Annotated in this window: 15 protein-coding genes; 12 read left to right on the forward strand and 3 right to left on the reverse strand. The window is 70.4% G+C overall.

Going from position 1 to position 14,487, the window contains the following annotated elements:
* Positions 1-312: 312 nt before the first annotated feature.
* A complete protein-coding gene (locus tag ON19_RS25640; RefSeq protein WP_169334221.1) occupies positions 313-1,047 on the forward strand; it encodes an MspA family porin in 735 nt (244 codons plus the stop codon).
* Between the two features lie 13 nt (positions 1,048-1,060).
* Here the strand turns inward: ON19_RS25640 and ON19_RS25645 are convergent, their stop codons facing one another.
* Complete coding sequence (locus tag ON19_RS25645) at positions 1,061-1,735, reverse strand: pyridoxamine 5'-phosphate oxidase family protein (protein WP_043698075.1); 675 nt, start codon at positions 1,733-1,735, stop codon at positions 1,061-1,063.
* Positions 1,736-1,815: 80 nt separating this feature from the next.
* Here ON19_RS25645 and pdxR point away from each other — a divergent pair, with 80 nt between their 5' ends.
* From pdxR to ON19_RS25665, 4 genes are read left to right on the forward strand one after another with little or no spacing between them, the layout of a single operon-like run.
* On the forward strand, positions 1,816-3,186 hold the full coding sequence (pdxR, locus tag ON19_RS25650; protein WP_043698079.1) for a MocR-like pyridoxine biosynthesis transcription factor PdxR: 1,371 nt from the start codon (positions 1,816-1,818) through the stop codon (positions 3,184-3,186).
* Positions 3,187-3,196: 10 nt separating this feature from the next.
* Positions 3,197-3,442, forward strand: a complete 246-nt coding sequence (locus ON19_RS25655; protein WP_043698279.1) for a DUF2630 family protein — start codon at positions 3,197-3,199, stop codon at positions 3,440-3,442.
* Between the two features lie 8 nt (positions 3,443-3,450).
* Positions 3,451-4,887, forward strand: coding sequence for a dihydrolipoyl dehydrogenase family protein (locus tag ON19_RS25660; RefSeq protein ID WP_043698083.1), 1,437 nt, complete (start codon positions 3,451-3,453; stop codon positions 4,885-4,887).
* A 13-nt stretch (positions 4,888-4,900) separates the two neighbouring features.
* Positions 4,901-6,409, forward strand: a complete 1,509-nt coding sequence (locus tag ON19_RS25665; protein ID WP_043698086.1) for a carboxylesterase/lipase family protein — start codon at positions 4,901-4,903, stop codon at positions 6,407-6,409.
* Between the two features lie 9 nt (positions 6,410-6,418).
* Here ON19_RS25665 and ON19_RS25670 read toward each other — a convergent pair whose 3' ends face one another.
* Together ON19_RS25670 and cobF are read right to left on the reverse strand one after the other, a co-directional pair.
* The gene (locus ON19_RS25670) at positions 6,419-7,288 is read right to left on the reverse strand and encodes an Fpg/Nei family DNA glycosylase (RefSeq protein ID WP_043698089.1); all 870 of its coding nucleotides are present in this window, start codon (positions 7,286-7,288) and stop codon (positions 6,419-6,421) included.
* 60 nt (positions 7,289-7,348) lie between these two features.
* Positions 7,349-8,092, reverse strand: a complete 744-nt coding sequence (gene cobF, locus ON19_RS25675) for a precorrin-6A synthase (deacetylating) (protein ID WP_043698092.1) — start codon at positions 8,090-8,092, stop codon at positions 7,349-7,351.
* Between the two features lie 109 nt (positions 8,093-8,201).
* Between cobF and ON19_RS25680 the strand changes: the two genes are divergently transcribed.
* The 7 genes from ON19_RS25680 to ON19_RS43990 all read left to right on the forward strand — a co-directional run bounded on the left by ON19_RS25680 (position 8,202) and on the right by ON19_RS43990 (position 14,487).
* Positions 8,202-9,029 carry a thymidylate synthase gene (locus tag ON19_RS25680; protein ID WP_051169300.1) on the forward strand — a complete coding sequence of 276 codons (828 nt, stop codon included), beginning with the start codon at positions 8,202-8,204 and terminating at the stop codon, positions 9,027-9,029.
* Positions 9,026-9,532, forward strand: a complete 507-nt coding sequence (locus tag ON19_RS25685; protein ID WP_083899630.1) for a dihydrofolate reductase — start codon at positions 9,026-9,028, stop codon at positions 9,530-9,532. Before ON19_RS25680 ends, ON19_RS25685 begins: the two co-directional genes overlap by 4 nt.
* A gap of 199 nt (positions 9,533-9,731) precedes the next feature.
* Positions 9,732-10,058 carry a cupin domain-containing protein gene (locus ON19_RS25690; protein ID WP_043698095.1) on the forward strand — a complete coding sequence of 109 codons (327 nt, stop codon included), beginning with the start codon at positions 9,732-9,734 and terminating at the stop codon, positions 10,056-10,058.
* A gap of 57 nt (positions 10,059-10,115) precedes the next feature.
* Complete coding sequence (locus ON19_RS25695) at positions 10,116-11,174, forward strand: Dyp-type peroxidase (protein ID WP_043698288.1); 1,059 nt, start codon at positions 10,116-10,118, stop codon at positions 11,172-11,174.
* A complete protein-coding gene (locus tag ON19_RS25700; protein ID WP_043698098.1) occupies positions 11,171-11,971 on the forward strand; it encodes a family 1 encapsulin nanocompartment shell protein in 801 nt (266 codons plus the stop codon). The genes ON19_RS25695 and ON19_RS25700 overlap by 4 nt, the downstream gene beginning before the upstream one ends.
* Before the next feature lie 102 nt (positions 11,972-12,073).
* Entirely contained in the window at positions 12,074-12,604 is a 531-nt protein-coding gene (locus ON19_RS25705; protein WP_043698101.1) for a hypothetical protein, read from the forward strand.
* Between the two features lie 77 nt (positions 12,605-12,681).
* A complete protein-coding gene (locus ON19_RS43990; protein ID WP_051169301.1) occupies positions 12,682-14,487 on the forward strand; it encodes a TerD family protein in 1,806 nt (601 codons plus the stop codon).

Consider the following 14,487-nt stretch of genomic DNA (forward strand, 5'->3'; position numbering starts at 1 on the left):
TTCGCACGAGGGGCATCTCGCTACATCGTGAGCGACGCGCAAAGCAACGGCGAACTTCTGGCGAATTATTGGCTATCTGGTATTAAATCGAATGGTTCGTTCGCCGATCCCGGTGGTCGGCGCGATGCCGACGACGACCGCCCAGCGGTCGCGCCGGCCGACTCGCCGTGTCGGCGCCTCACCGCAGCGAGCCGCACCGCCGGATAGAGTCGCACTGCCGCGCATGCCGAATGGAGTCCGCGACGACCCATTTGCCGTGCGAGTCCGTTTGCGTACGAAGTTCCGATTCGATCGATACTCGACTGGAGCATGATGAACCGCAAGCATTCGCGTACTCTCGCCGCGATCATCGCGGTAGTCGTGGCCGCTACTGGATCTTTCGCCGTTTCGCATACCGTGGCGGGGGCCGAGCCAGGGGAGGTCGGCACCCGCGGGCTACATCTGATCGCGTCGGTGGACTACAACAACGTCGTACCCGGCGGCGACATCGCATTGGGAATTCCGTTCGCGCACGCGGTCAAGGTGTCCGGAGACTTTTCGGTCGTTTCCGACGGCGCCGCGGCAATGCGTGGCGGAGAGATCGTCGCCGGATATCTGATCGGCTGTGCGGTGGACATTTCCGACGGCATCTCGGTGTCCATCGCCGGGGCTGTCGGCGCAGGTGTCGAATTCACGCCCGGGATCGTCATCGAGTTCGGTGGGATCGATTTCGGAGGACTCAACGAGCACGGGATGCTCGAAGAGCTGCCGGTAATCGTCGCTCCCGTCATTGCCCTCGGCGCGGACACCAGCTTCGGTGTCGACGGCGAAGTCGGCGGTGAGATCACCGTGAATCTGGCGCCGGGCAGTGTGACCGCCGCGGTGATCGCCGAGGCGGACCTGGACGAGGAGTCGACGTTCCCCTTCACCTTCGCGCACAGCAATACGCCGCTGAATGTCAACGGATGCCTTTCCCCCGCCTCCGCGATGCCGTTCATCACCGTTCGCGCCGAGGCACGCAACGGCATTGCGCAAACTACCGGCTACGGTCCCCATTTCGTGTTCTGAACGTAAGAGCTGCTCAGGAGTCGGCACGCTGGAGGACGTCGGCCGGGACGGGGATACCGGGATCGAGGTCCGGGGAATCGATGGCGGCGTCCCATACCCGGCGCAGAGGAAGGACGCCCGCCCAGACGCCGCCTGCCTCGATGTCGGCCGCGTCGTCCATGGGGCCGCCTTCGCGGATCTTCACCGATGCCTCGGTGAGATCCAGGGCGAGAACTTTGGTCGCGGCGAGTTCCTTCTTGCTCGGGGGCCGCACTCGCGACCACGAGCCGGGTGCGGCGTGCTCGACGATCACGCGTAGTCCGTGCACGCGTTCTTCGTGGTCGGTCACCTCGCGAGCGCGGCCGAGCACGACCGCCGAGCGGTAGTTCATCGAGAAGTGCATGGCCGAACGCGCGTAGACCACGCCGTCCACGAGCGTCACCGCTACCGAGATGTCGGCGGCGAGTGCCGCGCGCATGTTCCCCGCACCGGTGGAACCGTGCAGGTAGAGCGTGTCACCGTCGCGACCGTAGGCGGTGGGCAGCACGACCGGCGTGCCGCCGAGCAGCACACCGAGGTGGCAGATCAGCCCGGCGTCGAGCACCGCGTCCAAGTCGGCGCGGTCGGTCCTGGCGCGGTCGGTCACCCTGGTCGGCGTGCTGCGCGGCGTCGGCGAGAGTGGAGTCCGTGGGCTGACTGTCTCGGTCATGGACCCAGCATCGGGCCGCGAATGGCATTATCAAAGTGCCAATTCAAGTGAATTCCAGCGGTCCACTTCGAGGAGGAGCCGTGCTGGAGGACCTTCCCCTCGACCTCGATCGTGAGCTTGCGCAACCGCTGTCGGTGCAGATCGCCGACCATATGCGCCGTGCCGCGACCACCGGACCGCTGCGCGGCGGGGACCGCCTGCCGTCCACCCGCGCGCTGGCCGAGCGGCTCGGCGTGAGCCGCACCGTGGTCGCCGCCGCCTACGACCAACTGCACGCGGAAGGCTGGATCACCGGCAGACGCGGCTCCGGCACCTATCTGACGACCGCACCGGCCGCGGCGCCCGCGCGCACCGCCGCCGGCCACGACACCGCCCCCGCGCCGCACCTGTTCGACCTCGCCCCCGGAGCTCCGTGCGTCGACGCCATCGACCCGGCCGCGTGGCGCCGCGCCTGGCGCGCTGCCGCGGATCATGCGCCGCTCGTGCGCAAGGACCGCGCGGGTGAGCCGGAATTCCGCACGGCGGTCACCGAGCACCTGCTGCGCCACCGCGGGATCGGGGCGGGCAGCGATACCGTGCTGCTCGCCACCGCGGGAACCAGCTCCGCCGTCGGTGAATTGGCCGCGGCGCTGCTGCGCCCGGGCGCTGCCGTGGCCATGGAGGACCCGGGCTACCAGCGCGCCGCGGGCGCCTTCGCGGCGGCAGGCGTCGAGGTCCTTCCTGTGCCGGTGGACGAGAACGGCCTGCGCGTCGATCTGCTGCCGCCCCGGATCGAAGCGGTGTATTGCACGCCGGCGCATCAGTTCCCGCTCGGGGCGCGCATGCCGGCGGCGCGGCGGGTCGAGCTGGTCGAGCACGCGCGACGATCCGGGATCTTCGTCATCGAAGACGACTACGACGGAGAATTGCGCTACGACACCGCGCCGCTGCCGTTGCTCGCCACCATGGCTCCCGATGTCGTCGTCCACTTGGGCACGACGAGCAAGATCCTCTCCCCTGCCCTCGGTGTCGGCTGGCTGCTGGCCGCTCCGGCCGTCGCCGAGGCGGTGCTGGCCCATCGCGAGCGCACCGGCACCGGCCCGAGCCCGGCGGGCCAGCGGGTGCTGCTCGCCTTGGCCGCACACGGCGACCTGGCCAGGCACCTGCGCCGACTGCGTCGCGCGCTGCCGCCGCGCCGGATGCTGGTGGTGACCGAATTGCGCCGCCGTGGACTCGGCGTGCTCGGCGACGACGCGGGTTCGCATGTCGTGGTGCCGGTGGAATCGGCCGAGGCCGAGCGGCGCGTGGTCGCCGCGGGGCAGGCGCGTGGTGTCGCGCTCGACGGTTTGGCCAGGTATCACCTCGGATCGCGCCGCACGCACTTCGGTGTCGCGCTCGGCTACACGGCGCTGTCGTGGCCGGAGCTCGCCGCCGCCGTACCGTTGGCCGCCGAGTGCCTCGCCCGGCCGTAGCATGGTCCGCATGAGCGAACAGGACATCTTGGCGCGCATCAAGGAACTGGTCGACCAGGAGCACCAGCTGCGCTCGCAGGCCACCCACGGCGAATTGGACCCGAAGACCGAACGCCAGCGCCTGGCCGAACTCGAAGTGATGCTGGATCAGGCCTGGGACCTGCTCCGCCATCGCCGGGCGCGGATCGACCTGGGCCAATCCCCGGACGGGGTGCAGCCCAATTCGGTCTCGCAAGTCGAAGGCTACCTGCAGTAGGCGCGGCGATGTCGAGCACAGCGACCGACTACGACGTCATCGTGATCGGTGGCGGGCCCGCGGGTGAGAACGCCGCCGCCTACGCCATCGCGGGCAGCGACCGCACGGCCGCCATCGTGGAGCGTGAACTCGTGGGCGGCGAATGCTCCTACTGGGCCTGCGTTCCGAGCAAAGCGCTGTTGCGACCGGGCCATGTCCTGTCGACCGCGCTGGCGATGCCGGGTGTTTCGGCCAACGGTCTCGACGTCGAGGCGGTGCTGCGGCGGCGCGACGCCTTCGTGCACGACCACGACGATTCCGCGCAGGTCGACTGGGCCGGTGGCAATGGCATCGACGTCGTGCGCGGCACCGGCCGCCTGACCGGTGCGCGCACGGTGGAGGTCGACGGGCGGCAGCTGCGCGCCGGGCATGCCGTCGTGCTGGCCACCGGCACCACCGCGAACGTCCCCGACGTGCCGGGCCTGCGTTCGGCACTGCCGTGGACTTCGCGCGATGTCACCAATCTGCACGAGGTACCGCGCCGGGTCGCCGTGGTCGGCGGCGGCGTGGTGGCCGCCGAGGCGGCGACCTGGCTGGCCTCGCTCGGGGCCGAGGTCACCCTGCTGGTGCGCGGCTCGGCGCTGCTGGCCGCGGCCGAACCGTTCGCGCGCGATCGGGTGGCAGCGGCGCTGACCGACGCCGGCGTGCAAGTGCGCTTCGGTACCGCGCCCGCCGCCGTCGAGCGCCCGGCCACGAAGGACACCGGGGAAGGCTGGATCCACGGCGGCGCGGCCATGATCCGGCTGCGCGGTCCCGAAGGCGAGTCGGCTCTCGAGGTGGACGAGATCGTGGTGGCGGCCGGACGCGCGCCCGCCACGCAGGGACTCGGCCTGGACGCGGTCGGGCTGCCCGACGGGTACGTCGCGGTGGACGACCACCTCACCGCGCGCGACGTCGAGGGCGAGTGGCTGTATGTGGTCGGCGACCTCAACCACCGCGCCGCGCTCACGCACATGGGCAAGTACCAGGGCCGGGTGTGCGGCGACGTGATCGCGGCGCGCGCCGAGGGCAGGCCGCTGGACGACCCGCGGTTCGTCGCGAGTTCCGACCACGGGAAAGTGCCGCAGGTGGTGTTCACCGCGCCCGAGGTCGCCTCGGTCGGGCTGACGGAGGCCGCGGCCAGGGACGCGGGCCATCCGGTCGAGACCGTCGAACTCGACATCGCCGTGGCCGGGTCGGCGCTGTCCCGCGACGACTACGCCGGCCGCGCGAAGCTGGTGATCGACAGCGCGACCGACACGCTGCTGGGCGCGACCTTCGTCGGTCCCGAGGTGGGCGAGCAATTGCACGCGGCGACGATCGCGGTGGTCGGCGGGGTGCCGCTGTCCACGCTCTGGCACGCGGTGCCAGCCTTCCCGGCGGTCAGCGAGTTCTGGCTGCGACTGTTGGAGGCGCGCCGCTCGTAGCTACCATTTGTAGATGGTGGCAACAACGGATATCGCGACCGCCGACGGAGTCGTCCGCGGCCGTCGGGGCCGCCGCGTACTGCGCTGGCGGTCCATTCCCTACGCGGCTCCTCCGATCGGGGACCTGCGATTTCGCGCTCCCCAGCCGGTCGAACCGTGGTCCGGCGTTCGGGCGGCGACGGAATTCACCTCCGCGGCGATGCAGCATCGCTCCGGGGCGCGGATCGGGCCGCGCGCCTACCAGCCGACCAGCGAGGACGCTCTGACACTGAATGTCACCGCGCCCGCGACCGCGGCGGCGGGCCCGCGACCGGTGCTGGTCTTCATCCACGGCGGCGGCTACCTGATCGGGACCTCGGCGCTCGGGCTGTATTCCGGCGCGCGGCTGGCGGTGCGCGGTGACGTTGTGGTGGTGTCGCTGAACTACCGGTTGGGCGCGTTCGGCTATGTCGACTTCAGTGAGTTCGGTACCGCCGAGCATCCGTTCGACGCGAACCTCGGATTGCGTGATCAGCTCGCCGCCCTGAAGTGGGTGCAGACCAACATCGCGGCCTTCGGCGGTGACCCTGGCAACGTGACGATCTTCGGCGAGTCGGCGGGCGCGCACGCAGTGCTCGGTCTGCTGGCCACCCCGGCGGCCGAGGGCCTGTTCCACCGGGCGATCTCGCAGAGCCCGCCCGCCGACTGGGCGATGACCGCTGAGGAGGCACGCGGCTTCGCGCGCCGCTGTGTCGCCGCGCTGGGCGCCACGCCGGACACCGCGCACACCGCGCTGCGCACCGCGGCTCCCAACGACATCCGCCGCGCCGTCGACCGCACCATCGCCCAGTTGCTGCGGGAACAGCCGGGCGTCTTCCCCGCCTGTCCGGTCGTGGACGGCGAGTTCCTGCCGCGCTCCCCCGTCGACGCGATCAGCGACGGCTCCGCCCACCGGGTTCCGCTGATCATCGGCACGAACCGGGACGAAGGCACGCTCTTCGCCAGGTTCGCCGACGAACTGCCCACCACGCCGCGGCGGCTGCGCTCCGCGCTCGGCCACTCCACCGAGGCCGAATCCCGGATCGCCGCGGCCTATCCCGGTTATCCCCAGCCGAAGGCCGCGGTGCAGGCGGGCGGCGACTACACCTTCTGGCGTCCTTCGCTGACCGTCATGGAGGGCCACAGCAGGCACGCGCCCACCTACGCCTATCGATACGACTACGCCCCACGCGCCCTGCATCTGGCCGGGCTCGGCGCCACGCACGCCACCGATCTCATCGCGGTCTTCGGCGTCGGCGACACCCCGATCGGCCGTGCCGTCACCGCCGCGGGCGGACGGCGCGGACTACGCGCGGTCACCGACCAGTTCCAGAACAATTGGCTGGCTTTCGCGCGCACCGGCGCTCCGCTGCCGTCCTGGCCCGCCTATACGGAGGCCCGCAGGTCCACGCTGATCATCGACTACCCGACTCGGGTGGAACACGATCCGGACCGGGCCAAACGACTCGCCTGGCAAGGCGTGCGGGTTCCCACGGTGACCTGAGACGGGCGGCTACTTCAGCAACCGCGACATCCGCCGGTCGGCGAGGATCTTGCCGCCGGTCTGACAGGTGGCGCAGTACTGGAACGACCGCTCGGCGTAGGCGACCTCGCGGACCGTGTCGCCGCAGACCGGACAGGCCAGCCCGGTCCGGGCGTGCACCCGCATGCCCGAGCGCTTCTCGCCCTTCAGGCGGGCGGCGTCCTGGCCGACCGAGCGGCCTACCGCGTCGGTGAGCACGGCACGCATGGCGGTGTAGAGCTCGGCCACCTTGTCGGCGGGCAGGGTCTTCGTGTTCGCGAACGGCGAGATCCGCGCGGTGTGCAGGATCTCGTCGGAATACGCGTTGCCGACGCCTGCCAGCAGCGTCTGGTCGACCAGCGCGGTTTTGATCCGCTGCGAAGTGCCGTCCAGGAGGTCGGCGAACTGCGCCTCCGTCACTTCCAGCGCGTCGGGACCGAGCCGGGCGATACCGGGCACCGCCTTCGGATCCTCCACCACGTACACCGCCAACCGCTTCTTGGTGCCCGCCTCGGTCAGGTCGAACGCGGGCGTCGCCCCTTCCGGCGTGAAGAAATGCACCCGCAATGCCAGCGGGCTCTTGCCGCCCGGCTTGGGCGGCGTCGGGCTCGGCTCATCGATCCAGCGCAGCCATCCGCCGCGCGACAGATGCGTGACGAGCCACAGCCCATCGCATTCCATTCCGAGGAATTTGCCCCAGCGTCCCCCACCGGTGACGTCTCGGCCGGACAGCGCGGTCACGGGAGGCTCGAAGGTCTTGACGGCGCTCAGCGCGGCCACGTCGACGCGGCCTACCACGGCGCCGACCGCATGCTCCCGCAGGAACTGCGCCAACGCCTCCACTTCCGGTAGCTCTGGCACGGGGACCAGACTACCCAGCCCGGCCGACAACCTCCCGGTTCTCGCGTGCCGCCGGGCGGCTCACCCGCCGCGGCGCAGCAGGTAGATGTCCATGATCCAGCCCTTGCGCTCGCGCAGCTCGGCGCGGCGGCGGACGATCAGCTCCCGCACCGCGGGCAGCGGCCCCTCGATCAGCGTCTCGTCCGGCATACCGAGGTAGGCGCCCCACCAGATGTGCACGTCCTCGTCCGCGATCGCCGTGAAAGAGCACTCGCCGTCCAGCATCACCAGCGCGTTCTCCGCGCCGAGCCCCTCCTCGCGCAGGCGGCGGCCGGTGGTGATGCACACCGGTTCACCGATTCCGTGCAGCACGATCCGATGCCGCGCGGCCAGCGCCTGGGCGCTGGTGATTCCGGGAACGACCTCGTGCTCGAAGTGCGCCACGCCCCGGGCGAGCACCCGTTCGACCATGCGCAGCGTGCTGTCGTACAGCGCGGGATCGCCCCAGACCAGGATGCCGCCGACGCCCTCGGCCGCGGCGAACGCCGACTCCAGCAGCGCCGACCGGCGATCGTGCCAGTCGTCGACCACGTCCAGGTAGTCGGCGGGCGTCCGGTCGCGCGGCGGGTCGGCGATCGGCACGATCCGGTACGGCCGGTCCATGTGCGCGTCGAGGATCGCGGTCCGCACGTCGACCAGTTCCCGCTTGGCCTCGCCCTTGCCGATCACGAAGAACGTCTCGACCTGGCGCATCGCCTTGATCGCCTGCACGGTGACCTGGTCGGGATCACCGGCGCCGATGCCGATCACGTAGAGCTTGCGCATGGGCTCGAGCTTGCCAGGTGGGCGGTGGACCACAGGGGCCGGGCGGCGCGGGGACGCGGCCGATCCGGCTCGCCGAGCCCGCCGAGGGCGAAGACTAGAGTGGCGAGGCGTGGCTCATGACGCGCTCGATCCGGCTCTCGCCCCAGACACCCAGTACGAAGACCTGCTGCGGCTGGTACTGGCTTCCGGCACGGAGAAAGCCGATCGCACCGGGACGGGAACCCGCAGCATCTTCGGTCACCAGTTGCGCTACGACCTCTCGGCTGGGTTTCCGCTGATCACCACGAAGAAAGTCCACCTGAAGTCGATCGTCTACGAGTTGCTGTGGTTCCTGCGCGGCGACTCCAACATCGGCTGGCTGCGCGACCACGGCGTGTCCATCTGGGACGAATGGGCCGACGCGAACGGCGAACTCGGGCCGGTCTACGGCGTGCAGTGGCGGTCCTGGCCGACGCCGGACGGTACCCACATCGACCAGATCTCCCAGGTGCTGCAGACCCTGCGCACCGACCCCGACTCCCGGCGCATCATCGTCTCCGCGTGGAACGTGGCCGACCTGGACAAGATGGCGCTGGCGCCCTGCCACGCGTTCTTCCAGTTCTACGTCGCCGACGGCAAGCTGTCCTGCCAGCTCTACCAGCGCAGCGCCGACCTGTTCCTGGGCGTGCCGTTCAATATCGCCAGCTACGCGCTGCTGACCCACATGGTCGCCCAGCAGGCCGAGCTGACGCCGGGCGACTTCATCTGGACCGGGGGCGACTGCCACGTCTACGACAACCATCTCGACCAGGTCGCCGAGCAGCTGAGCCGCGACCCCTACCCGTTCCCCACGTTGCGGCTGCGTCCCGCGCCGACGCTGTTCGACTACCGCTACGAAGACGTGGAAGTGGTCGACTACCGGCATCACCCGGCCATCAAAGCTCCGGTGGCGGTGTGAGCGAGAGCCGCACGATCGGATTGATCTGGGCGCAGACCCTGGACGGGGTGATCGGGTTGCGCAACACCATCCCGTGGCGGTTGCCCGAGGACATGGCGCAGTTCAAGGACGTCACCTGGGGTCACAGCGTGGTGATGGGCCGCAAGACCTGGGATTCGCTGCCGCCGCGGTTCCGGCCGCTGGCCGGGCGGCGCAATATCGTGGTGACCAGGCAGCCCGACTGGTCGGCCGAAGGCGCCGAGCGTGCGGCGTCGGTGTCCGAGGCGCTGGCCCGGTGTGCCCCGCACACCGTCTGGGTCGCCGGTGGCGGCGAGATCTACCGCGCCGCGCTGGAATTCGCGACCGACCTGCGCGTCACCGAGATCGACGCCGCGGTCGAGGGCGACGCCTTCGCGCCGCCGATCGGGCCGCAGTGGCGACCGGACGACCCGGAGCCCTGGCGGACCTCGGCCACCGGTCTGCGGTTCCGCATCCGGCACTATGTCCGCGAGCACACCGCCTGACTCGTGCACCGATCTACGCCACGCCGCGTGCACCCTGTGAACGCCGCCCCCAGCGGCGGGGCAGGTGAAACCCGGCCCGCGCGGCGGCCGAGTCGGGCATACTCCTCGTTATGCGGCGATCGGACCTGTCTCCGGTCGCGCGCCTCGAGCCGTTGCCACCAGCCCGGCATCGGCTGTGGTGATCTGCGAAAGGCGGCCCATGGAAAAGAAATCGCTGACTGCGGTAGCGCGCCAGCAGCTGAAGCTGGCAGCCGTCGCCACGAGCGGACGCAGTTCACAGACAATCTATGGCGGCCATGCGCACACGCTGCGGCAGACGGTGGTCGGCCTGACGGCGGGGCAGAGCCTGGCCGAGCACGACAACGCGGGCGAGGCGACCTTGCTGGTGCTCAGCGGCACCCTGATCCTGATCAGCGGCGCCAACGAGTGGAAGGGCTCCGCGGGCGACCTGATCGTGGTGCCCAAGGCACGCCACAGCGTCAAGGCGATCGACGACGTCGCGTTCCTGCTGACCGTGGCGATGTAGTCGCCACGGCGCGGGTCCGCGCCGCGGCCGGACCGGCCGGGCGTTATGGTGTCGATCATGGGTGAGCCGCAGCCGATCCTCGAACCGCTCACGCCGTCGGCGATCTTCTTGGTCGCTACGATCGACGAGGGTGGCGAGGCAGCGGTCCGCGACCTGCTCGCCGACATCACCGGCCTGCGCCGTTCGGTGGGCTTTCGCCTGCCGGGAGCGAACCTGACCTGCGTCACGTCGATCGGCTCCGACGCATGGGACCGCCTCTTCGCCGGGCCGAAACCCGCTGAGCTGCATCCGTTCCCGGGTTACGTGGGCGCACGCCACACCGCGCCCGCGACACCGGGCGACCTACTGTTCCACCTCAAGTCCGAGGTGCAGGACGCCTGTTTCGAACTGGCCATGGCCATCGCCGACCGGCTCGCGGGCGCGGCAACGATCGTGGACGAGACCGTCGGCTTCCGCTACTTCGAGCAGCGCGACCTGCTCGGCTTCGTGGACGGCACCGAGAACCCGGAGGGCCGCGCGGCCGCCGCGGCCGCGCTGGTGGGCGAGGAAGACCCGCAGTTCACCGGTGGCAGTTACGTCATCGTGCAGAAGTACACCCATCCGCTGACCGACTGGCGGGCGCTGTCGGTCGAGGAGCAGGAGCGGGTGATCGGCCGCACCAAGCTGGACGATTTCGAACTTCCCGACGAGATCAAGCCCGCCGACTCGCACGTCGAGGTCAACACGCTGATCGATCCGGACGGCACGGAACACCAGATCCTGCGCGGCAACATGCCCTTCGGCAGCGTGCGCGACGGCGTGTTCGGCACCTACTACATCGCCTACGCGGCCACGCCGAGCGTCACCGAACGCATGCTCACCCGCATGTTCCTCGGCACCGACGAGGCCGCCTACGACCGCATCCTGGATTTCTCCGTCGCCCTCACCGGCACCTCGTTCTTCGCACCCACCGTCGATTTCCTCGACGATCTGCCGCCTGCGCCGTCGGAAACGGCGGAACCCGCGGTGTCCGTGGACACCGACGGCGCCGGTCCCGCGGATCTGCCCGCAACAGCCGCGCCCGCGGGCGACGGTGCCCTCGCTATCGGCTCGTTGAAAAGGAGCACCCGGTTATGAACAACCTCCATCGCGAACTGGCGCCGATCACCGCCGAGGCGTGGGCGGCCATCGAGGAGGAGGCGACGCGCACCTTCAAGCGGCACATCGCAGGCCGGCGCGTCGTCGACCTGTCCGGCCCGCACGGCATCGATTACTCCGCCGTGGGCACGGGGCACACCACGGCGATCGACTCGCCCGACGCCGGGGTGTTCGCCCGCCAAAGGGTGGTCGCGCCGCTGGTCGAACTGCGTGTGCCGTTCACGCTCTCCCGCGAGGAACTCGACAATGTGGAGCGCGGCGCCCAGGACGCCGACCTGGACCCGGTGAAGGACGCCGCCAAGAAGATCGCGTTCGCCGAGGACCGCGCGATCTTCGAGGGGTACCCGGCCGCGCACATCACCGGCATCCGCGCCAGTTCGTCCAACGAGCCGATCACGCTGCCCGGCGACACCCGGCTGGTACCCGAGGCGATCGCGCAGGCGCTCAGCGCGCTGCGGCTGGCCGGTGTCGACGGGCCGTACTCGGTGCTGCTCAGCGCCGAACTGTTCACGGCGGTGAGCGAGACCTCTGACCACGGCCACATGATCCGCACGCACATCGAGCGCCTGATCCCGGAAGGCGAGATCATCTGGGCGCCCGCCATCGACGGCGCGATCGTGCTCACCACCCGCGGCGGCGATTTCGATCTGCGTATCGGCCAGGACCTGTCCATCGGCTACCTGTCGCACGACAGCACGTCGGTCCAGCTGTACTTCCAGCAGAGCCTGACGTTCCTGGTGTACACCGCCGAGGCCGCGGTCCCGCTGAACGTCTGAGCACCGCCGACGCATCGGCCACATCTGGGAAAACCGCCAGGTGTGCGCCGGTGCGCGACGCGGTAGCCTGAGCCGGAAATGCGCCCGAGGCAGGTAGGTGAGATGACAACGGTGCGGGCAGGTGTGGTCCCGACCCAGCGCGCCACGCTCTACAGCGTGTTCGGCGTCTTGGCGACCGTCACGATCTGTGGCTCGTTCGTCGTCGCGTTCGGGGTGAACCGGGTGTTCACCGGCCTGCTGGCCGGGGCCGTCGTCGGAATCGCGGTGCTGGCCGCACTGTTCACCAGAGACGCCATCGTGCTCACCGACCACGCCATCTACCGGCGCACGCCGTGGACGGTCTCCAGCATCCCGTGGGAACGGGTGGTGGCCGGACGGTTCACGCTCGACGAGCGCGCCCGCTGGTCGCTGGCGCTGGATCTGTCCGGTGGCGACGAACCGCACGGCGAATTGGTCCTGCTGTCCATCCCGCCGGTGGTCCGCCCGGTGGCGGGCGCTTACGACCTGCGCAAACGCGACCAGGTGACGGAGATCCGGGCGATTCTGCGGCACAAGCGGATTCCGGTGACCGTGCTCCCGCAGATCGCGGGGGCGCTGCAGGAACACTGGCAGATCGCGCCGCCGACGCACTGAGACCGCGACGGCGTTCGGCAGAGCGCGCGGATGCGAGACGCCGTACACCGGTTTCGGTTACGTTGACAGACGTGTCCATGCCGAAGGGCGCCAACGTGCCGGTGCCGAGTTCCGCCGTCCGGATCGAAGTGGGCTGGCGCGCCGGGGCGAGTGCGCCGGACACCGACGCCTCCGCACTGCTCGTGGTGTCCGGAAAGGTGCGCTCCGACCGCGATTTCGTCTTCTACAACCAGCCCGCCCACCCCTCCGGCGCGGTCCGGCACGAAGGCAAGCGGCCGGGATCGATCGTGCTGGACATGCTGTCCGCGGACTTGGCGCAGGTCGAGTCGCAGATCGACGGCATCGTGATCGCCGCGTCCACCGAGGGCGGCGCGGTCGGGCTGCTGGACGGACTGTTCGTGCGCGTCGTGGACGCGGGCACCGGAGCGCAGCTCGCCCGCTTCGACGGCATCGGCGCGACCAGCGAGACCGCGGTGGTGCTCGGCGAACTGTACCGGCGCGACGGCGGTTGGAAGTTCCGCGCGGTGGGCCAGGGGTACACCTCGGGTCTGGCCGCCCTGGCCACCGACTACGGCATCGCCGTGGACGACGCGCCCGCCCCTCCTCACGAATACGCGCCACCGCCACCACCGCCCGCGCCGCCGCAAGAATTCACGCCGCCACCACCGCCGACCGGGGCGGTACCGCCGGAGCCGAGTCGGCTGGTGGCGCCCGCTCTCGGGACCGGCTCCACCGAACCGCACCAGGGCCCGTTACCGCGATCGGATTCTGCGCCCGGTCCCGGTTCCGATCGGTCCACCGCGCCGCAACCGATGGCCGAACCCGACCGGTCCGGCCCGACGACCGGCCGAGGCCCCAGCCAGATCGCCCCGGCGGGCGATCACACACCACCGCCCGCCCCGCCGAGCCAGCCCGCTATGCCGCATCAGCCCGACTCGTCCGGCGCGACGACATGGCAGGCACAAGCCGTACCACCGCCTGGTCAGTACGGCCCGCCAGGCGGGTACGCACCGCCGTCCAGCCCATCCGCGTCTCCCGGCCGAGTTCCAGGACCGCCGAGCGGCTTTGCGGTACCGGGGCAGCCGCTACCGCCGGGCTCGTATGCGCCCTACGGTCAAAGCGCGCCCAGCGATTACGTGCCACCCGGCCAGTACCCGGTCCCCGGACACCACACCTCGCCCCCGGGCTACCACCTGCCTGGCCAGTACATGCCGGCGGCGGGACAGTCGGTGCCGCAGGGACGCAACGCTCCCGGGTGGGCGGCGTCAGCGGGACAGCCTTCCGGCAAGCTCTCGCTGACGGAGGACTTCCCCTCGGTGTCGCTGACCGCGCTGGGCGCGACCTCCGGCATCATGCGGGTCAACCTGAGTTGGACTTCTCCGGCGAGCGAAGGCTCCGCGCTGGATCTGGACCTGTGCTGCTTCTGGGAACTGGCCGACGGCCGCAAGGGCGATATCCGTCCGGTCGGCGACTTCGGTGCACTGGAGCGGCCGCCGTTCATCCGGCTGGACGCGGACGACCGCTCCGGGACCGGCGCCGCCGGGGAGAACCTGGAGATCGACCTCGGCCACGCCGCCGAGTTCCGCCGAATCCTGGTCTTCGCCACCCTTTACGACGGCGCGGCCGACTTCCGCGGCGTCCGGGCGACCGCCGCGCTGTACCCGGCGGGCGCGCCGCCGATCGAGCTGACCGTGGACGGTTGCACGGACGGCTCCAGGGATGTGGTGCTGGTGCTCATCGAGAACACCGGCGCGGGTCTGGTGGTGCGCCGGGAAGGACGCTTCGTCCCGCCGCCGCCGAACCGTCCGCGCTGGGGCGTGACCGAGGTGGACAAGGCGTACGCCTGGGGGCTGGACTGGGTGCGGGGCACCGGCAAGTCCTGA

It is taken from the genome of Nocardia abscessus NBRC 100374 (genome assembly GCF_000308455.1).
GTDB classification, from domain to species: Bacteria; Actinomycetota; Actinomycetes; order Mycobacteriales; family Mycobacteriaceae; genus Nocardia; species Nocardia abscessus.

Excerpts from the sequence above, each read along its gene's own strand:
- ON19_RS25655 (WP_043698279.1), top strand. The coding sequence starts at position 3,197 with ATGAGCGAACAGGACATCTTGGCGCGCATCAAGGAACTGGTCGACCAG.
- ON19_RS25645 (WP_043698075.1), bottom strand. The coding sequence starts at position 1,735 with ATGACCGAGACAGTCAGCCCACGGACTCCACTCTCGCCGACGCCGCGC.
- ON19_RS25665 (WP_043698086.1), top strand. The coding sequence starts at position 4,901 with ATGGTGGCAACAACGGATATCGCGACCGCCGACGGAGTCGTCCGCGGC.
- ON19_RS25695 (WP_043698288.1), top strand. The coding sequence starts at position 10,116 with ATGGGTGAGCCGCAGCCGATCCTCGAACCGCTCACGCCGTCGGCGATC.
- ON19_RS25690 (WP_043698095.1), top strand. The coding sequence starts at position 9,732 with ATGGAAAAGAAATCGCTGACTGCGGTAGCGCGCCAGCAGCTGAAGCTG.
- ON19_RS43990 (WP_051169301.1), top strand. The coding sequence starts at position 12,682 with ATGCCGAAGGGCGCCAACGTGCCGGTGCCGAGTTCCGCCGTCCGGATC.
- ON19_RS25700 (WP_043698098.1), top strand. The coding sequence starts at position 11,171 with ATGAACAACCTCCATCGCGAACTGGCGCCGATCACCGCCGAGGCGTGG.
- cobF (WP_043698092.1), bottom strand. The coding sequence starts at position 8,092 with ATGCGCAAGCTCTACGTGATCGGCATCGGCGCCGGTGATCCCGACCAG.
- ON19_RS25660 (WP_043698083.1), top strand. The coding sequence starts at position 3,451 with ATGTCGAGCACAGCGACCGACTACGACGTCATCGTGATCGGTGGCGGG.
- ON19_RS25705 (WP_043698101.1), top strand. The coding sequence starts at position 12,074 with ATGACAACGGTGCGGGCAGGTGTGGTCCCGACCCAGCGCGCCACGCTC.
- ON19_RS25640 (WP_169334221.1), top strand. The coding sequence starts at position 313 with ATGAACCGCAAGCATTCGCGTACTCTCGCCGCGATCATCGCGGTAGTC.